Origin of the sequence: Microbacterium sp. As-52, from assembly GCF_049949185.1 — a bacterium.
Lineage (GTDB): Bacteria > Actinomycetota > Actinomycetes > Actinomycetales > Microbacteriaceae > Microbacterium > Microbacterium maritypicum_A.
Map to the genome: position 1 here is coordinate 1,258,793 of NZ_CP188171.1, position 18,766 is coordinate 1,277,558.

17 protein-coding genes are annotated in these 18,766 nt (G+C 68.9%); 6 read left to right on the forward strand and 11 right to left on the reverse strand.

Annotated features, from left to right (window positions below):
* Nucleotides 1–78 precede the first annotated feature (78 nt).
* Nucleotides 79–627 carry a GNAT family N-acetyltransferase gene (locus ACLFA2_RS06015; protein ID WP_426622210.1) on the reverse strand — a complete coding sequence of 183 codons (549 nt, stop codon included), beginning with the start codon at nucleotides 625–627 and terminating at the stop codon, nucleotides 79–81.
* Nucleotides 628–717: 90 nt separating this feature from the next.
* Between ACLFA2_RS06015 and ACLFA2_RS06020 the strand changes: the two genes are divergently transcribed.
* Nucleotides 718–1,596 (forward strand): phosphoribosylaminoimidazolesuccinocarboxamide synthase, encoded by an 879-nt coding sequence (locus ACLFA2_RS06020; RefSeq protein WP_029266877.1) that lies wholly within the window; start codon nucleotides 718–720, stop codon nucleotides 1,594–1,596.
* A gap of 222 nt (nucleotides 1,597–1,818) precedes the next feature.
* Entirely contained in the window at nucleotides 1,819–3,147 is a 1,329-nt protein-coding gene (locus ACLFA2_RS06025; RefSeq protein WP_021199222.1) for a uracil-xanthine permease family protein, read from the forward strand.
* A gap of 84 nt (nucleotides 3,148–3,231) precedes the next feature.
* On the opposite strand, the gene ACLFA2_RS06030 is transcribed toward ACLFA2_RS06025, so the two are convergent.
* From ACLFA2_RS06030 to ACLFA2_RS06050, 5 genes are read right to left on the reverse strand one after another with little or no spacing between them, the layout of a single operon-like run.
* Nucleotides 3,232–4,971 (reverse strand): acetyl/propionyl/methylcrotonyl-CoA carboxylase subunit alpha, encoded by a 1,740-nt coding sequence (locus tag ACLFA2_RS06030; protein ID WP_426622211.1) that lies wholly within the window; start codon nucleotides 4,969–4,971, stop codon nucleotides 3,232–3,234.
* Nucleotides 4,968–6,572, reverse strand: coding sequence for a carboxyltransferase domain-containing protein (locus ACLFA2_RS06035; RefSeq protein ID WP_426622212.1), 1,605 nt, complete (start codon nucleotides 6,570–6,572; stop codon nucleotides 4,968–4,970). Before ACLFA2_RS06035 ends, ACLFA2_RS06030 begins: the two co-directional genes overlap by 4 nt.
* A complete protein-coding gene (locus tag ACLFA2_RS06040) occupies nucleotides 6,572–7,372 on the reverse strand; it encodes a putative hydro-lyase (RefSeq protein ID WP_426622213.1) in 801 nt (266 codons plus the stop codon). The genes ACLFA2_RS06035 and ACLFA2_RS06040 overlap by 1 nt, the downstream gene beginning before the upstream one ends.
* A 1-nt stretch (nucleotide 7,373) precedes the next feature.
* Entirely contained in the window at nucleotides 7,374–8,138 is a 765-nt protein-coding gene (locus ACLFA2_RS06045) for a LamB/YcsF family protein (RefSeq protein ID WP_426622214.1), read from the reverse strand.
* Nucleotides 8,139–8,142: 4 nt separating this feature from the next.
* Nucleotides 8,143–9,420, reverse strand: a complete 1,278-nt coding sequence (locus ACLFA2_RS06050; protein ID WP_021199227.1) for an NRAMP family divalent metal transporter — start codon at nucleotides 9,418–9,420, stop codon at nucleotides 8,143–8,145.
* Between the two features lie 172 nt (nucleotides 9,421–9,592).
* Between ACLFA2_RS06050 and ACLFA2_RS06055 the strand changes: the two genes are divergently transcribed.
* Nucleotides 9,593–10,231: a GntR family transcriptional regulator gene (locus ACLFA2_RS06055; RefSeq protein ID WP_021199228.1), complete on the forward strand. Its 639-nt coding sequence runs from the start codon at nucleotides 9,593–9,595 to the stop codon at nucleotides 10,229–10,231.
* A 235-nt stretch (nucleotides 10,232–10,466) separates the two neighbouring features.
* Nucleotides 10,467–11,285 (forward strand): matrixin family metalloprotease, encoded by an 819-nt coding sequence (locus ACLFA2_RS06060; RefSeq protein ID WP_347124643.1) that lies wholly within the window; start codon nucleotides 10,467–10,469, stop codon nucleotides 11,283–11,285.
* Nucleotides 11,286–11,353: 68 nt separating this feature from the next.
* Here the strand turns inward: ACLFA2_RS06060 and ACLFA2_RS06065 are convergent, their stop codons facing one another.
* Nucleotides 11,354–12,040: a TetR/AcrR family transcriptional regulator gene (locus ACLFA2_RS06065; protein ID WP_021199230.1), complete on the reverse strand. Its 687-nt coding sequence runs from the start codon at nucleotides 12,038–12,040 to the stop codon at nucleotides 11,354–11,356.
* A gap of 125 nt (nucleotides 12,041–12,165) precedes the next feature.
* Between ACLFA2_RS06065 and ACLFA2_RS06070 the strand changes: the two genes are divergently transcribed.
* Both ACLFA2_RS06070 and ACLFA2_RS06075 read left to right on the forward strand, forming a co-directional pair.
* Nucleotides 12,166–13,038 carry a DUF1266 domain-containing protein gene (locus ACLFA2_RS06070; protein ID WP_426622215.1) on the forward strand — a complete coding sequence of 291 codons (873 nt, stop codon included), beginning with the start codon at nucleotides 12,166–12,168 and terminating at the stop codon, nucleotides 13,036–13,038.
* A gap of 579 nt (nucleotides 13,039–13,617) precedes the next feature.
* The gene (locus tag ACLFA2_RS06075) at nucleotides 13,618–14,070 is read left to right on the forward strand and encodes a hypothetical protein (protein ID WP_426622216.1); all 453 of its coding nucleotides are present in this window, start codon (nucleotides 13,618–13,620) and stop codon (nucleotides 14,068–14,070) included.
* A gap of 121 nt (nucleotides 14,071–14,191) precedes the next feature.
* On the opposite strand, the gene ACLFA2_RS06080 is transcribed toward ACLFA2_RS06075, so the two are convergent.
* The 4 genes from ACLFA2_RS06080 to ACLFA2_RS06095 all read right to left on the reverse strand — a co-directional run bounded on the left by ACLFA2_RS06080 (nucleotide 14,192) and on the right by ACLFA2_RS06095 (nucleotide 18,738).
* Nucleotides 14,192–15,187 carry a LacI family DNA-binding transcriptional regulator gene (locus ACLFA2_RS06080; RefSeq protein WP_347124638.1) on the reverse strand — a complete coding sequence of 332 codons (996 nt, stop codon included), beginning with the start codon at nucleotides 15,185–15,187 and terminating at the stop codon, nucleotides 14,192–14,194.
* Between the two features lie 139 nt (nucleotides 15,188–15,326).
* Complete coding sequence (locus ACLFA2_RS06085; RefSeq protein ID WP_426622217.1) at nucleotides 15,327–16,757, reverse strand: GH1 family beta-glucosidase; 1,431 nt, start codon at nucleotides 16,755–16,757, stop codon at nucleotides 15,327–15,329.
* Nucleotides 16,758–16,762: 5 nt separating this feature from the next.
* Nucleotides 16,763–17,653, reverse strand: a complete 891-nt coding sequence (locus ACLFA2_RS06090) for a carbohydrate ABC transporter permease (protein ID WP_021199235.1) — start codon at nucleotides 17,651–17,653, stop codon at nucleotides 16,763–16,765.
* Nucleotides 17,650–18,738, reverse strand: coding sequence for a carbohydrate ABC transporter permease (locus ACLFA2_RS06095; protein ID WP_021199236.1), 1,089 nt, complete (start codon nucleotides 18,736–18,738; stop codon nucleotides 17,650–17,652). Before ACLFA2_RS06095 ends, ACLFA2_RS06090 begins: the two co-directional genes overlap by 4 nt.
* Nucleotides 18,739–18,766: the final 28 nt, after the last annotated feature.

Below are 18,766 nucleotides of genomic sequence, written 5' to 3' on the forward strand. Positions count from 1 at the left end.
CCACCTCGAATAGTCCATGTGGACTATACGCCCCCCAACGGACACCGACAAGACCGACATCCGCGGTCCCTCAGCTGATCAGCCCAGAGCGGCCGCGAGCTGCGTCGCGGTGAGGGGTCGGTCCGCGTAGACGAGCCGCATCACCGCAGGATCGGGGTTGCCGACATCCGGCGCACGATGCACGAGCTCGAGGCCCAGCTTCTCCGCGACGTGCGCCGACGCGCGGTTGTGCTCCACGAGATAGGCGATGACCGGGCGATCGGGGTCGATGAGCCGCGCCTGCTCGATCCCGGCGCGCGCCAGCTCGGTCGCATACCCGTGCCCGTGCTGGTCGGCCGCGATGCGGTAGCCGACGTTCCACACCTCGCCGCGAAGCAGCGTGCAGCCGCCGTTTCCGATGATCTCGCCCGTGTCGCGCAGACGTGCCACCCATGATCCGAGTCCCGCCTGCTCCCAGCTGCGGTCCCAACGCCTCATCATGTCGAGAGTCGCGGCAGGGTCGGTGTGTCGAAGGCTCGGGAAGTGCGTCCACACCCGCGGATCGTTCTGGATCGCGAAGATCGCATCGAGGTCGGCGGCCACCGCCCGCGACAGACAGAGCCGGTCGGTGAAGATGTCGTCAGCCACGCCTCCACGCTAGACACCGGCTCCGACACCCGTCGGCGCGACCCACGGACGCGGGCGATCGCGGTCGCACGGAACCGGGATAATAGGCGGGTGAGCACACCTTCAGAAGGCACGGCACAGAGCATTCCCGGCTGGCGGCACATCTACTCGGGCAAGGTCCGCGACCTGTATGCCTCGGAAGACCCGGCGGACACCCGCATCCTCGTCGTGGCCTCCGACCGCGTGAGCGCCTTCGACTTCGTGCTCTCCCCCGGCATCACCGACAAGGGCGCCCTGCTGACACGACTGAGCCGCTGGTGGTTCGCCCAGCTCTCCGACTTCCCCAACCACATCGCCGCGGGCGAGCTGCCCGAGGCCGTCGCCGATCGCGCCATGCTCGCGCAGTCGCTCGAGATGCTGCCGATCGAGTGCGTCGTGCGCGGCTACATCACCGGTTCCGGCTGGGTCGAGTACCAGGAGAGCGGCACCGTGTGCGGCATTCCGCTCCCGGCCGGCCTGCAGAACGGCGATCGGCTGCCCGAGCCGCTGTTCACCCCGGCGTACAAGGCGCCGATGGGCGAGCACGACGAGAACATCACGTTCGAGCGCGCCGTCGAGCTCGTCGGCGCCGAGCGGGCGGCCGAACTACGCGACACCTCCCTGGCGATCTACACGGCTGCGGCCGCCATCGCTGAGGAGAAGGGCCTGATCCTCGCCGACACCAAGTTCGAGTTCGGGACGGATGCCGACGGCACCCTGCGCCTGGCCGACGAGGTGCTCACGAGCGACTCCTCCCGGTACTGGGACGCCGAGGCCTGGCGCACCGGCACGACGCCGAGCGCGCGCATGGCCAGCTTCGACAAGCAGATCGTGCGCGACTGGCTGGCCGCGAACTGGGACCAGCAGGGCGAGCCGCCGCTGCTTCCGGACGACGTGGTCGCGCGCACCGCCGACCGCTACCGCGAGCTGATCGAGCGCCTCGGCGCCTGACTCGCGACCGTCGAGGCCACTCGTCACGCAGGTCCACGGACCGGTCCGCGGACGGATGCATGACGACCGGACAGATGCATGACCATCGGCTGCGCGCCCCTCATGCATCCTTCATCCGCTCCTGCACCTGAGCGCAGGTCGGCGCCAGCGCTCAGGAAAAACTCAGGGATCGGTAGTGTTGCTCCAGCACTCCTGCCATCCCCCAAACCTTGAGGAGCCCGCATGGCCCTGTGGAAGCTGCACGGAAACGGCCGCACGGTCGAGCCCGGTGCCGTCGTCCGTCCCGACGAGCGCCTGAACTGGCCCGCGACGATCGCGATCGGTCTCCAGCACGTCGTGGCGATGTTCGGCGCGACGTTCCTGGTGCCGATCATCACCGGGTTCCCGGTCGCCACCACGTTGCTCTTCAGCGGTGTGGGCACGATCCTGTTCCTGCTGGTCACCCGCAACAAGCTGCCCAGCTACCTCGGTTCGTCGTTCGCGTTCATCGCGCCGGTGACCGCAGCGACCGCGTCCGCGAACATGGGCACCGCCCTGGCCGGGATCGTCGCCGTCGGCGTGCTGCTGGCGATCATCGGCGTCGTGGTGCACACGGTCGGGGTGAAGTGGGTGGACCGCTTCCTGCCGCCGGTACTCGCCGGAACGATCGTCGCCCTCATCGGTTTCAACCTCGCGGGCGCAGCGCACAACAACTACGCCGCAGCGCCGGTGACCGCGACCTTCACCCTCGCCATCACAATTCTCTTCGCCGTCGTCTTCCGCGGCTTCCTCGGCCGCATCTCGATCTTCCTCGGCGTCATCGCGGGGTACATCTTCGCGGCGTTCCGCGGTGAGCTCGACTTCGCAGCAGTCGAGAAGGCGGACTGGGTCGGCCTTCCGACCTTCACCTTCCCGAACTTCACCGAGCCCGGCACGCTCACGGCGCTTGCGATGTTCCTCCCGGTCGTTCTCGTTCTGATCGCCGAGAACGTCGGCCACGTCCGCGGCGTCGCGACCATGACCGGAGACGCGACGGTGAACCAGCAGACAGGCAAGGCGCTGATCGCGGACGGCGTCTCGACGACCCTCGCCGGCTTCTTCGGCGGTTCCGGCACGACGACCTACGGCGAGAACATCGGCGTGATGGCGTCCACCCGCGTCTACTCCACCGCCGCCTACTGGGTGGCGGGCACGGCCGCGATCCTGCTCAGCCTCTCCCCGAAGTTCGGCGAAGTCATCAACTCGGTGCCCGCCGGTGTGCTCGGCGGCGTGACGACGGCGCTCTACGGTCTGATCGGGGTCATCGGCATCAAGATCTGGGTCGACAACCGCGTCGACTTCTCGCGCCCGGTCAACCAGTACACGGCGGCCGTCGCGCTGATCATGGCGGTCGGCGGCTTCATGATCAAGGACGAGGCTTCCGGCTTCGAACTCGGCGGCATCGTCATCGCCACGGTGGCTGCGATCCTCATCTACCACCTCGGCAACCTGATCGCGCGCCTGCGCAAGACCGGTGCCGACGACCCGAAGCCGCTCGAGGCGGTCGGTCCGCTCGGCGGCGACCCCGAGTAGGCCGCGCCGCGCACAGACGGAGATCCCGGATGCCTCTCGTGAGGCATCCGGGATCTCTGCGTTTCGGGTGGCGCGCCAGAACGCTCAGTCGATGACCGCGAGCACCCCATCGGCGGCGACCATCGCGGACAGCTCGACCCGCTGAGACAGCGATCCGGATCTGTGGGCGGTCACCGTGGTCTCCATCTTCATGGCGTCGAGGACCGCGACCGGCTCTCCCTCCGCGACCTCGGTGCCGTCGTCGACGAGCCAGCGCACCAGCGTGCCCGGCACCGGTGCGCGCAGTTCGGTCGGCTCGGACGTGGGCGCTGCGGGCGCGGGGTCGGCCGGACGACCGAGGCCCGACAGCAGCCCGGCCGGGAGACCCAGCATCACGCGTCGGCCGTCGATCTCGACGGGGAAGCGCTGCAGTGCGGAGTCCGACACGGCCGCCGGCCGCGACTGCGTCTCCAGCTTCGGCAGCAGCGCACTCTCGATCCACTGCGTGTGCACGACGAAGGTGTCCGTCGCGAAGGCAGGGTCGTCGAGCGCCATCACGTCGAACGGGATCACCGTCGCCGGTCCCTCGACGGTCAGCTCACGCAGAGCCCGCCGCGCCCGCACGATGGCCGCATCGCGGGACTCGGCGTGCACGATCAGCTTGGCGATCATCGAGTCGAAGGCCGGCTGCACGACGTCGCCCTCTTCGATGCCGCTGTCCCAGCGCACGCCGGGTCCGCCGGGGATCCGCAGTCTCTCGACACGACCGGGGCTCGGCAGGAAGCCGCGCCCGGGGTCCTCGGCATTGATGCGGAACTCGAACGCGTGCCCGATGGGTGCCGGCGTCTCGACGAAGGACGGACCTTCCCCGAACGCGATGCGGAACTGCTCGCGCACCAGGTCGGTTCCGGTGACCTCCTCGGTGACCGGATGCTCCACCTGGAGCCTTGTGTTCACCTCGAGGAACGAGATGGTGCCGTCGGCCGCGAGCAGGAACTCCACGGTGCCGGCCCCGCGGTACTCCACCTCGCCGCAGATCGACCGTGCCGCGTCGTGGAAACGCGTCCGCTGTTCGACGGAGAGTCCCGGAGCCGGCGCCTCCTCGATGAGCTTCTGGTTGCGACGCTGCATCGAGCAGTCGCGGTCGCCGACCACCACGACACCGCCGCGCCCGTCGCCGAGCACCTGCACCTCGATGTGCCGCGGGCTCTCGAGGAAGCGCTCCACGAAGCATTCTCCGCGACCGAATGCCGCGATCGCCTCGCGAGTGGCCGCGTCGAAAGCCGCCGCGACCTCGGACAGCTCGCGCACCACCTTGAGCCCGCGGCCGCCACCGCCGAACGCCGCCTTGATCGCGATGGGGAGTCCGTGCTCCTCGGCGAACGCCACCGCCTCCTCAGGCCCGGCCAGCGGCTGGTCGGTACCGGCGGCGAGCGGCGCTCCGACCCGCTGCGCGATACGGCGAGCGGTCATCTTGTCGCCGAGTGCATCGATGCTCTCGGGCGACGGCCCGATCCAGACCAGCCCGGCCTCCTCGACGGCCCGTGCGAACGCGGCGCTCTCCGAGAGGAAGCCGTATCCGGGGTGCACGGCGGTCGCGTCCGCCCGGCGCGCGGCGGCGAGCAGCGCCTCGACGGAAAGATACGTGTCGGCCCCCGTTGCTCCCCCCAGGCCCACGGCCTCATCGGCCAGGCGCACGTGCAGGGCATCGGCATCCTGATCCGCATAGACCGCGACCGAGGTGTATCCGGCCTCGGCGCAGGCGCGGACGACGCGCACCGCGATCTCCCCGCGGTTGGCGATCAGGACCCTCTGCGTGGTCGGCTCGGTCGACACGGTGGTCATGAGGACTCCTTGACGGTGAAACGAAGACGCACTCCCGGAGCCAGTTGACCGGCGAGGTCGAGGCTGCGGTCCGTGAGGGCGCCGATGATGGGGTATCCCCCGGTGAGCGGATGATCCGGCAGGAACAGGACGGGCTGCCCATCGGGCGGCACCTGGACGGCCCCCGTGACAGCACCCTCGCTCGGCAGTTCGCCACCGACCGCGCGCTCCAGGGGCACCTCCCCCTGGAGCCTGATGCCGACGCGATCCGAACGCGGCGTGACGGTCCACTCCTGTCCGGTGAGGGTCGCGAGCGCGCGCGCCGTGAACCAGTCGTCCCGAGGGCCGAGCGTGATCTCGAGGTCGACGAGCTCTCCCGAGGCCGGGAGCTCGCGCGGCAGCGCATCGGGCTCGACGGGATGCGGCGCCGCGCCGCCCACCGGGACGACGGCACCCGCCACGAGCGCTTCCGGGCCGAGCCCGGCGAGGGTGTCCGCCGCACGGCTGCCCAGTGCGGGCACCGCATCCAGGCCTCCTCGCACGGCGACGACGTAGCGCAGCCCGCGCTCGGGGTGACCGAGGGTCAGTTCGTCGCCGTCGACGGTGGCGAAGGGCTCACCGTGCGCCACGGAACGAACGGTGCCGCCGACCTCGGTCAGGCGGAGCGCGCCGATCGCGCCGGCGACCGCGGCGACGCCGGCTCCCCGGAACCGCAGGACGGCTCCTCCGACGCTCTCGAACACCGCGGCGTCGCGCGCATTGCCCACGGCACGGTTCGCGTCGTGCATGGCCCGGCGGTCCGCAGCCCCGGATGCCGAGACGCCGAGTGCCGCATAGCCCGGGCGCCCGGCGTCCTGCACGAGCAGCTGCAGCGACGGGCGGACCACCTCGACGGCAGCTCCCGCGCCGAAACCCAGACCATCTGCATCCGTCGCGGAGTGTTGGGCCGCGACGCGCCGTGCGCGCGTCGGGTCGTCTCCGTTTCGGCCCGGGTGACCGCCCTCCAGCCGAGCGGCCTCCCGCACCTGCGCGAACCGCACCGCCGTCCCGGGCGACAGCAGCGCGGGCGGGTTCCGCTCGATGTCCCACATCACGGCATCCGTGCGTCCGATGAGCTGCCATCCCCCCGGGCTCTCGCGCGGGTAGACGCCGGTGAACTGCCCGGCGAGCGCGACCGAGCCGGCGGGCACGCGTGTGCGCGGCGACGATCGGCGCGGCACGTCGAACAGGGGATCGCTGCTCACGACGTATCCGAAGCCGGGGGCGAAACCGGAGAACGCCACCCGCCAGTCCGCGGCGAGGTGCCTGTTGACGAGTTCCTCCGCCGAGACGCCCAACAGCGATGCCGCCTCGTCGAGGTCTTCGCCGTCGTATCGCACCGGTACGGTGACCTCGCCGGTGCCCGGCGGATGCGCGGTGTCGATCTCGGTCGCGGCCAGCACCGCTGAGAGATCGGCGGCCGAGACCCGGACCGGATCGAAGCGCACGAGCACGGTGCGGGCGCCGGGGATGCGCTCGACGATGCCGGGCACGCCCTCCCACGCGAGGTTCAGGCGCATCGCCTCGTCGAGGTCGGATGCCTCGACGAGGAGAGCGTGATCGGATGCCGTGAGGATACGCATCAGACGAGGTACTCCGCATCCGGAACATCGGTGATGAACATGTACCCGGGCGCGTGCGTGATCGCGAACGGCGGCCTCGAGGCCATGATCGCGGCCTGCGGGGTGACACCGCAGGCCCAGAAGACGGGCACTTCGCCGTCGCGCACCTCGGGAGCATCCCCGAAGTCGGGATGCGCCAGGTCGTGGATGCCGAGCGATGCCGAGTCACCGATGTGCACCGGAGCACCGTGCACCGCGGGAGTGCGGCCGGAGATCTGCACGGCATCCGCGACGCGAGCCGCGGGGATCGGACGCATCGAGACGACCATCTCTCCGCGCAGTCGTCCGGCGGGCGCGCACGACACGGAGGTGCGGTACATGGGCACGTTCCGGCCGAGCTCCTGATGGCGGATCGGGATCCCTGCCTGTGCGAGTCCGGATTCGAAGGTGAAGCTGCATCCGATGAGGAAAGCCACGAGGTCGGGATGCTCCGCCCAGGCCGCGGTCGCGTCGCCGACCTCCTCGACCAGCTCCCCCTCGCGCCAGATGCGGTACCGGCCGATGTCGGTGCGGATGTCGCTGCCGGGTGCGAGCCGCGACTCCACCGCGCCCTGCTCGATCACCTCGAGCACCGGGCACGGCTTCGGGTTCCGCTGCGCGAAGAGCAGCGTCTCGAAGGCCCAATCGGCCGGTACCGCGATGAGGTTCGCCTGGGTCAGCCCGACCGCGACTCCGCTGGTCGGCTCGGCGTGACCGGCCCGGATCGCGGCGCGAGCAGCGCGTGCGTCGGCGAGTTGGTCGGCGGTGGCGAGAACGGTCATGTCAGGCGCCCGCGAACGGGGCGATCGTGATTCCCGCCTCCTGCAGCATCCGCTTGGTCTCTGCGGCCATGGCCACCGAGCCGGGACTGTCGCCGTGCACGCAGATCGACTGCGCGACCACGGGCACATCGGTGCCGTCGATCGCACGGATCACGCCGTCGGCGGCGAGGCGCACCATGCGCTCGGCGACCACTGCCGGGTCGTGCAGCACCGCGCCCTCCTCGGTGCGCGAGACGAGCTGCCCGTCGGGCTGATACGCGCGGTCCGCGAACGCCTCGGCGGCGACGGCGAGCCCTGCCCGCTCGGCCACGTCGAGCACGACGCCTCCGGAGAGCCCGAGCAGCACCAGACCAGGGTCGATCGCGCGGATCGCGGCCACGACGTCCTTCGACTGCCGCTCGTCGCGGGCGATCGTGTTGTAGAGAGCGCCGTGCGGCTTGACGTACGAGACCCGGCCGCCGACCGCGGAGGCGAGCCCGATGAGCGCACCGAGCTGGTACTCGACGTGCGCCTGCAGCGTGGCCGAGTCGATGTCGACCTTCGTGCGTCCGAAGTTCTCGTAGTCGCGGTAACCGGGGTGCGCGCCGATCACCACGCCGTCCGCCACGGCAGCCGCGAGCGTCTCGCGGATCCCCTCGGGGCTGCCGGCATGGAAACCGCACGACACGTTCGCGCTCGTGACGAGGCGGAGCATGCTCGCGTCGTCGCTGACGATCCGGTCGGCGACGTTCTCGCCGAGGTCCGAGTTCAGGTCGATCGATGTCATGCGATCACGCTCCGATTCCGAGGAAGGCGAAGATGGGGCCGACCGAGACGATACCCATGTACCAGGTGAGCAGCGTCACGAGCGTACCGGCGACGAGCAGCCACATCGGGTACTTCTTCGAGCCGAGCAGGTCGCGACGGAACCAGCCGATGTACATGAACACCGTGAGTCCGATCGGCAGGATCAGGCCGTTGAAGCCGCCGACGAACACGAGGATCGCCGCAGGAGCGGTACCGATCGAGAGGTACACCGCCAGCGACACCACGATGAACGCGACGGTCGCGAGCTGCAGCGGCCACCCGCCCTTGAGCTTCGTGGTGAAGGTGGAGAGGAAGGTGGCGGAGGTGTAGGCCGCACCGATGACCGAGCTGATCGCCGCGGCCCAGAAGATCGCACCGAAGATGCGGAGGCCGGCGTCGCCGAGCACCGCGCCGAACGCCTGACCCGCGGGGTTCGCGCCCTGCCCGGAGAGGTCGAGCGTGACGCCGGAGGCCACGACGCCGAGGATCGCGAGGAACAGGACGTAGCGCATCACGCCGGTGACGAGGATGCCGTTGGTCGCCGCACGCATGACGGGGCCGGCGTGCTCCGGTCCGGTGTGTCCCGAGTCGAGGTAGCGGTGGGCGCCGGAGTACGTGATGTATCCGCCGACGGTGCCGCCGACGATGGTGGTGATGGTGGCGAAGTTCAGCTCGTCGGGCACGAAGGTCTGGCGCAGCGCCTCGCCGATCGGCGGCTGGGCGATCACGGCCACGACCACGGTCATGACGATCATGGCGATTCCCAGCACGACCAGCACGATGTCCATCACGGGGCCCGCCTTCTTCACCAGGAAGATGATGATCGCGAGGGCCGCGGTGACCATGCCGCCGAGCTTGGGGTCGATGCCGAGCAGGGCGTTGAGTCCCAGTCCGCCACCGGCGATGTTCCCGATGTTGAAGGCCAGCCCGCCGATCACGACGAGCACGGCGATCAGGTGTCCGGAGAAGGGGATGGCGCTGTTCGCGAGTTCGCCGGCGCGCTTGCCGGACGAGGTGATCATGCGCCAGACGTTCAGCTGCACCGCGATGTCGACGAGGATCGAGATGAGGATCGCGAACGCGAAGGCGGCCCCCATCGTCGCTGTGAACGTGGCGGTCTGCGTGATGAAGCCGGGGCCGATGGCGCTGGTGGCCATGAGGAAGATCGCGCCGATGACGGCACTGCGGCCCGCGCGCTTCTTGGCGGACGAGAGGCGGGCTTCGTCCTCCGGGGAGAGGGAGGCGGTGGTCTGCTCTGACATGCGGGGGGTTCCCATCGTCGTTGGTGGGTGTCGGGTGACCCCCAGTGTAGAACGGATAGGCATTGATTGTTCAACAATCGTGTTACGGCCGTGCTACAGAACGGTTGCTTTCGTGTGATTTCCCTCCTGCGACCGCAGACGATGCCGCGGCTCCGCCGCCTACGATGAAGGCATGAACCAGCAGGGCCCGCTCGCCGACGTCCTCCGTCAGCGCATCATCGACGGCGACTTCGCGCCGGGGTCACGACTCTCGGAATCAGCCCTCGCCGAGCAGTTCGACGTCTCGCGCAACACGCTTCGCGAAGCCTTCCGTGTGCTCGCCGAGCAGGGCCTCGTCGAGCACATCCCCCACCGCGGGGTCTCGGTGGCGTCACCGACCATCGCCGACGTGATCGACATCTATCGGGCCCGCCGCGTGATCGAATGCACCGCACTGCGCCAGTCCGAGCCCGAGCACCCCGCCGTGCAGCTCATGCGCGAAGCCCTGGCCGAGGCCGAGGAGCAGCTGCCGCACGAGGATTGGCGACGTATCGGCAGCGCGAACATGGCCTTCCACGACGCGATCGTCGCCCTCGCCGACAGCGCACGGCTCGCCCGCACCTACCGCGATGTCGCCGCCGAGCTGCGTCTCGTCTTCCTCGAGATCGACGAGCCGAGGTCGCTGCACGAGCCGTACGTCCGTCGAAACCGCGCGGTGCTCACGGCTCTGCTGGAACAGGGACCCGAAGCCGCTGCGGAAGAACTCGAGCGCTACCTCACCGCATCGGAGCGCAGTGTCCTGGGGGCTTTCGCCCGCATGGGCCACGCCTGACCCCCGACGTCTCGCCGGGACGCACACCACCTTCGACCAGAACGACGTTCGGTATTTTTGACCTGAGTGCATAAATCTGTGAACGTGCCGGGAGATGCCTTGCCATCGCGTGAGAGCCATGCTTACCGTGAGCGCACTTCGACAGGATCGGCTGCGCAGAGTTGCTCACCTTTCCGCCGGGGGCCGCGTGCCGAGGGGGCGCGCGGAATCGTTCAGATCGAAAAGGACTACTACTTTGCGACTCACGAGAAAACTGGCGTTCGCCGCTACCGCGGCTGCTGCGCTCTGCCTCGGCACGGTCATCCCCGCTGCCGCGAATTCCGCACCCGACGCCGATGACATCCCCACCTTCCAGGAGTTCGAGGCGTCGACTTACCGAGACGTCGACGGTGCCTACGTCGTCAACGGAGACGAGGTGATCTCCAACCAGGGCGAACTGCGTTCGTTCTACGAGCAGCTCCTCGGCGCCGACCCCGTGACCAACGGTCTCATCGTCAACACCGTCAACAGCATCGACGACAAGTGGTCCGACGCGCAGGTGGCGAACCTCACCTATTGCGTCAGCACCGCCTTCGGTACACGTCACGCCGACGTCGTGAACGCGATGGAAAGCGGTGCTGCCCTCTGGGAAGCCGCATCCTCGAAGATCGACTTCATCTACGACAGCAGCGCCGATGCCAACTGCACGACGCGCAACAACGCCGTCCTGTTCTCGGTGGAGCCGGTGCAGACGACGCAGTACATCGCCAGGGCCTTCTTCCCGAGCACCGCACCGCGTCTGCAGAACGTCCTCATCGATGACTCGATCTGGACCCCCGGCTCGTCCTGGACCCCGACGAACGTGCTCGGCCATGAACTGGGCCACGTGCTCGGCTTCCGCCACGAGCACACCCGCCCGGAGGCCGGCACCTGCTTCGAGGACAACAACTGGCGTCCTCTGACGCCGTACGACTCCTCGTCGATCATGCACTACCCGCAGTGCAACGGATCGTCCGACGACCTGTCGATGACGAGCGTCGACACCGCCGGAGTCGTCTCCCTCTACGGGAACTGACACCGGTCAGCACGTCGGAATCAGCGGGGCCCGGTCGTTCGCGACCGGGCCCCGCGTTCGTCCGTCGTTCAGGCGGAGTCACCCGGCAGTTGCTCGCGCCCTCGCAGAGCCGCCGTGGCCCGCGGCCGCGGCTCACCGTCACGCAGGGGAGCCGGTGGCGCGATGGACGCCGTGGGCTCGGGGAGTCCGTACCGTCGGAACATCCAGCGGCGGGCCTCCTCGAGCGGATACGTATCGCCGAAGACGGCGGATTTCACGAAGACACCCTCGATCGTGCTGCGCAGCATCACCTCTTCGAGCGCCGGGTCCTCGGCCCCCCGCGCGCGGAAGAGGTCACGGACCGCGTCCTCCGCCGCGGTGGCGCCCGCCTCGTGCCGGGCCTCCGACTCCGCGAAGAGTCGATGCGTGGCCGGCTGCTGCTGCATCGCGAGCACCGCGCGCTGCAGCGGTATCGCATAGGCGGTGGCCGTGAGAGCACCGTCGATCACCGCGGCGAGCATCTCGTCGGGCGTGCCCTCGACGCGGGCGAAGCCGAGCACGGTCTCGAACCAGCGATCGATCACGGCGGCGACGAGTTGCTCCTTGCCACCGAAGTGATAGTTCACGAGCCCCTGGGCGACGCCGGCACGCTTCGTGATCTCGGCGATGCTCGCCCCTGCGACGCCCCGTTCGCTGAACGTCTCGATCGCCGCCTGCAGGATGTTCTCCCTGGCACGCTCGCGGGCCAACCGGTTCTGCTCGTCGGAGCGCGCCACGTGGCATCCACCTCCTGAGTCCCGCCGGTCCGTCTTTCGAAATCGCCCCCCTGCCGTATAGATTACTCACTGAATGTTCGTTCAATCTATGAACCGACACGGATTCACCCTTCCCAGGAGCACCCATGCACTCTTTCGCGAGCGTCGACTTCAACAGCGTCACCTCGATCTTCGAATGGCTCGTGAGCCAGTGGTGGGCGTGGACGATCGTCGGGGTCGTCGTGCTGTTCTTCCTCGTGATCTGGATCCTCCCGGCCGCCAAGGTCAAGGCCTCGCCCGAGCACCCCACCACCGGGGTCGAGGCCGATGAGATCGCGCTCGGCTTCCTGCAGATCGTGAACCTGCCCTCGGGCTTCTGGAACGATCCGACCGCTTCGCTCCTCGACGACCGCGAGAAGAAGGTCCTCGTCGACCAGTGGGGCGTGCACACACGAGACGAATGGCTCGCCAACATCGAGCGCCTGAGCACCGTCCGCCGCCGTCGCGAGGTATGGATGCTGTACCTCGCCGTACGCACCGAACTCGCCCAGCGCCTCGGTCGCACGCCGAAGGCCAAGGAATGGCTCGCCGCCATCGTGCAGGAGGGCGGCGACAAGCGCGATGCACGCGCTTTCGTCACCTCGATCGAGTACGCCGAGACCGAGGTGCGCAAGCGCGTGGGCAAGGACATCGTCACCCCCGGGCTCTTCGTGAAGACCCTCGATGGCTACGGCCTGGGTCAGGCCGTAGCCATGACGACCTGGGGTGTCGCGCTCGGACACGGCGACGTGGCTGAGGCGCGCGCGATCATCCACCGCATCAACGTCGAAGGGCGCCCGGCGTTCGAATCATGGGCCGACTTCGGCCTGAGCTACATCGTGGGACGTGTCATGCACTGGACGGACGGCAACGTCGATGAGAAGTCGTTCGAGAAGTTCGGCGACGGCTGGTCCGATTTCCAGGCCGCAGCGTCCGAGAAGCGCAACGGCCCGTGGGCGATGCTGTCATGGAGCCTGTGACCGTAGACCTGGACCCGCTGCGACGAAGCGCAGGACTCCGCGACATCCTCAACTACGAACGCATCTGCGGGATTCCGCCGCATCGGCGGTTCCTGGTGATCCTGGTGGTCGTGCTGCTGTTCGCCGCCGCGATGCTCACTGGGCTGTGGTTCCTCGGCCGCAGCGACATCCTCGCCGTCGCGCCGATCCTGGGCGTGTTCGTGATCGGATACACCGTGCTCGCCGCGGTCGGCTTCCTGTGGTGGGCGGTGGGATTGAGCCGGCGGGTGAAGGTCGCCGCGTTCGCCTGGCAGAACGGATGGGCCTACGCCGACATGCTCGAGCGCACCCGTCGCCCCGGCGCCGCGTTCGCCCGCGTGGTGCACGGGCGGGAGCGCGCGGTCATCGCCTGTGACGACACGCGGATGCCGTTCGAGTTGGGCATGCATCATTCGGTGTCACACGGGCAGGAGCGCGCCACGATCCAGCGCCCGTTCGCCTTCATCGAACTGCCGCTGCCGGCTTCCGTCCCGCACATCGTGCTCGCCAACCGGAAGCGCAGCATCGTCCCCACGCTCGGCCTCGGGCGTGGCGCCGCGCATGGATCTGGAACGCGAGTTCGCGAAGACGTTCCGCCTCCTCGTGCCGGAGGGCTATCAGCAGGACGCTCTCTACATCTTCACGCCGGATCTGATGGCCCGCGTGCTCGACCTCGGCTCCGGTGCCGAGATCGAGCTCGTATCCGACCGTCTCTACGTGTACCTGCCGTCCGGGACACGGTTCGACCGTGCCGAGACCATGACGGCGGCGCTCACCCTGGCCGAGGAGTTCCACCGCCGCTTCGCGGTGCGCACCGAGCTGTACCGCGATGACGAGGCGGGAGACCTCGCCGCCAGAGCAGGCGTGTCGGTCGGCCTGCGCGGCCAACGGCTGGGCGGTCGCGGGATCTCGGTGTTCGCGGTCGCCGGCACGGCCGCGGTGCTCCTACTCTCCGCCGGCCTCACCGCCTTCTCGCTGTTCGGCGGTGACGTCCTCAGCTCGCTCGTCAGCTGAGCCTCAAGACCCACGGCTGTGGGCCTGGCCCGGAGGGGGCGCCAGGGCCACAGCCGTGTTCATCCCCTCCGCGGACGCTCGCGCACCCCGACGCGGTCCGTCAGGACCCGGACGTGGTTGGTCAGGCCGAGGCCCGGATCACCAGCTCCGTCGGCAGGATCGTCGTGGTCGGCGGGTCCTCCCCCGCGAGCCGCGACAACAGGATCCGGGCCATGGCCTCACCCTGCGCGTACATCGGCTGGCGCATCGTGGTCAGCTGCGGGTCGGTGGTGACGGCGACCGAGGAGTCGTCGAAGCCGACCAGGGCGATGTCCTCCGGCACACGCACACCCGCCGAGCGGAGGGCGGTCAGGGCGCCACGGGCCATCAGGTCGCTCGCGACGAAGATCGCATCCGGACGCCCGCCGTCGAGCAGACGCCTGGCGGCCTCCGCACCGCTCGCCTCGCTGTAGTCGCCCTCCTCCTCGGCGTACGGGGCGAGGCCGGCATCCGCCAGAGCGGCGCGGAACCCCTGCACACGATCTTCCGAGGCGACCATCGTGAGCGGACCGGAGATCGTCGCGATGCGTGTGCGGCCGATGTCGATCAACCGCTGAGTGGCGTGCTTCGCTCCGGCGACGTTGTCGACGTCGACGACGTAGTCCCCGTCGTGACGGCGCACCGGGCGGCCGCCGAACACGACCGGCACGGCATCCGCGATCCGATCGACGAAGGCGTCGCTCGTGTGGTGCGAGACGATCAGCGCACCGTCCACGCCGCCGTTGCGCACGAAGCTGGTCATCTTGTCGCCGGGGTCATCGCTCGCGATGAGCAGGTTGAGCAGGTAGTCCGATCCGCCGAGCGCCCCGGTGATGCCCGCGACGATGGCCGCGAAGAACGGGTCGCCGAAGAAACGGGTGGTGTCCTCCGGCACGATCAGGGCGATGGCATGCGTCTGCCGTGAGGCGAGCGAGCGTGCGGCCCGATTGGGCACGTAGTTCAGCTCGTCGATCGCGGCGCGCACCGCGGCGAGGGCCTCCGGGCTCACGGCGGTCGACCCGTTCACGACCCGTGACACGGTCGACCGGGAGACACCGGCGGCGGATGCCACCTCTTCGATGGTCGCTCGGGGCGACATCAGCGTACGCACTCTTCCATCGCCCTATTCTCACCGGTTCACGGGTGCGACGACGACCGTCTCGCTCCGAGTCGCGCAAATGGTCGCATCTCGGCCCCGGATACGACCATTCACGCGATTCGAGGGGCGGGCAGCGGGGTCAGAGCGCCCGGGCCGCGATGATGCGGGCGTACTCCCGACCTGAGTCCTTGAGCGTGCGCTCCTGGGTGTCGTAGTCGACGCGTACGATGCCGAACCGCTTGTCGTATCCCCACGCCCATTCGAAGTTGTCGAACAGCGACCAGTAGAAGTAGCCGCGCACATCGACACCCGCCTCGGCGGCATCGAGCACCGCGCCCAGGTGCAGGCGCAGGAACTCGGTGCGCTCGGCGTCGTGCACGCGCGTCTCGCCGTCTTCGACCGACACGGCATCGTCGTAGGCCGCCCCGTTCTCGGTCATGTAGAGCACGGTGCCCGCGGGCTCGGCGTACTCGTTCCAGATCCGCTGCAGCACACGGGTGAGACCCTCGGGCTGCACCTCCCAGTTCTGCGCGGTGCGGGGCAACCCCCGCTCGACCGCGTGGATGCCGTCGCTCGACGGGTAGGGGCTGCGCCGCACGCGCTCGGTCTCGGGCTCCGCGGAGACCGGCCCCTCAGCCGGAGCAGTGCCCGATACGAGGTCGCCGTGGTAGTAGTTCACCCCCTGCGTGTCGATGTGCTGCGAGATCAGCTGGAGGTCACCGTCCTGCACGGCCGCCTCGAACTGCGCGACCGCGTCGGCATCGACCGCGCGGATGTCTTCGACGATGTCGGCGGGGTAGCTGCCGCGGTAGATCGGGTCGAGGAACCAGCGGTTGAACTGTCCGTCCACGCGACGAGCCGCATCGACATCGGCCGGATTCTGCGGGTCGGCGGGGTCGGCGACCGTGTGGTTCAGGGTGATGCCGAGGTTGAGCGAAGCGTCGCGTCTGCGGAACTCCTGCACGGTCGTGCCGTGTGCGAGAAGCAGGTGGTGCGAGGCGAGCAGCCCCTCCGCGATGCTGGTGTGCCCGGGCGCATGCTCGCCGGCAGTGTACGAGAGGAACGACGAGCACCACGGCTCGTTCAACGTGGTCCACACGTTCACCCGGTCGCCGAGCGCGTCGTGCATGGTGCCGGCGTACTCCAGGAAGCGATCGACCGTGTCGCGGTTCGTCCAGCCACCGGCCTCCTGCAGGGCCTGCGGCATGTCCCAGTGGTACAGCGTCAACCAGGGCAGGATGTCGGCGGCGAGCAGCTCGTCGACCAGGCGCTCGTAGAAGTCCACGCCCGCCGTGTTGACGGCTCCACCGTCCGGACGCACCCGTGACCACGAGGTCGAGAAGCGGTACGTCTGCAGCCCGAGCCGCGTCATGAGCGCGACGTCCTGCGGGTAGCGGTGGTAGTGGTCGCAGGCGACGTCGCCGTTCTCGGCACCGATCACCGCGCCCGGCTCGCGCGAGAACGCGTCCCAGATCGAGGCCGTGCGCCCGTCCTCGAACGCCGCCCCCTCGATCTGGTACGCCGCGGTCGCGGCGCCGAAGAGGAAGTTCTCGGGGAAGGAGCGGGTCATAGGGGTCATCCTTTCACCGCGCCAGCCATGATGCCACTGACCAGCTGACGCCCGGCGACCACGAAGAGCACGAGCAGCGGGAGGGTCGCGAGCACCGCGCCGGCGAGCACGATCGAGTAGTCGATGTAGTAGCCCGACTGCAGCTGGCTGAGCGCCGTCTGCAGGGTCGGGTTCTGCGGGGAGAGCACGATCAGCGGCCACAGGTAGTCGGTCCACGCCGTCATGAAGGTGAAGAGTCCGAGGATAGCCATGGCGGGGCGGGCTGCGGGGAGTCCGACGGTCAGGAAGGTCCGGAACTGGTTGGCGCCGTCCATACGGGCGGCCTCGATCAGCTCGTCCGGGATCACATCGACCAGGTACTGCCGCATGAAGAAGACGCCGAAGGCGGTGACGAGGGTCGGCACGATCACCGCGCCGATCGAGCCCGTCCAGCCGAGTTCGCGCATCAGCATGAACAGGGGGATGATGCCCAGCTGCGTCGGGATCGCCATCGTCGCGATCACGAAGATCATCAGCCCGTCGCGGCCCTGGAACCGGAGCTTGGCGAAGGCGTAGCCCGCGAGCGTGGAGAAGGTGACGACCGAGAGCGTGATGATGCCGGAGATCAGGAACGAGTTGCCCAGCGCCAACCAGAACGGGATCGCGTCGAAGACCTTGGCCGCGTTCGTGAAGAAGTTGCCCCCGGGGATCATCGGCAGCGTCTCACCGCGGGTGGCGTTCGTGCCGCTCGCGACGACGACCGACCACCACAGCGGATACACGCTGCCGATGATGAACGCGGCCAGGAGCCCGTATGTGAGGAAGCCGGGGCGGCTGCCGATCCCGGCGGTGCCGGACGATGCACTCCGGCGACGGCGGATCTTCTCGGGGACGCTCAGCGCCTGCGTGGCGGTCATCGCGCGTTCTCCTCGGTCGTGGTGGCGATCGTCGTTCCGGCGGCCGCCGCGGTCGCGGCCGCGTCGGTGGTGTGCGCGCGGCGGCGGGCCGCACGATTCTTCGGGGCGTCTCCGGTGGAGATCCGTCGGGAGATGAGGAAGTTGATCACGCCGATCCCGACGATCAGCAGGAACAGCAGGATGGCGACGGCCGATGCCTCCCCGAGGTTGCGACGGAAGAACGCCAGTTCCCAGAGGAACAGCACGGTGGTCTGGAACTGCCGGTCGCTGCCGCCGATGCCGCCGGCGGTCGACACGTCGAACAGGCGCGGCTCGGCGAAGATCTGCAGCCCGCCGATCGTCGCCGTGATGATGACGAAGATCAGGGTGGGACGGATCGTGGGGATGGTGATCGAGAAGAAGCGGCGCGCGGCGCCGGCCCCGTCGAGGGCCGCCGACTCGTAGAGGTCACGCGGCACGGCCTGCATCGCGGCCAGCAGGATGAGGGCGTTGTAGCCCGTCCAGCGGAAGTTCACCATGACGGCGATCGCGATGTGCGACAGCGCGGTGTTGTGCTTCCACTCCTGGTCCGCGATGCCGATGAGGTTGAGCAGGTTGTTGGCCAGACCGTCGGCCTCGTTGAAGATGCTCGAGAAGATGATGGCGACCGCGACCGGGGTGACCACGAACGGGATCAGCACGCTCATGCGCCAGAACGTCGGGGCGCGCAGGCCCCGGTCGAGGAGGTAGGCGATCACGAGGGCCACGGCCAGCTGCGGGATCGCGGAGAGCAGGAAGATGCTCAGGGTGTTGCCGATCGAGTTCCAGAACATCGCGTCGCCGAGGATCTCGACGAAGTTGCCGACCCCGACGAACTCGCCTTCGCCCTTGAGCAGGTCCCACTCGTGCACCGCCACCCAGACCGTGTAGAGCAGCGGGAACAGGCCGACCAGCCCGAACAGCAGGAAGAACGGCGAGATGTAGAAGTACGGCGAGGCGTTCTGGTCGAACCGTGAGACGCGGTGGCGCCAGGAGCGTTTCGGTGCGGCATCCTTCGCGGGGGATGCCGCGCGCTGCTGTTCCGCGGGCGGGGCGGTGAGTGTCATGGGGTGTCCTTGTCCCGGGGTTCCGAGG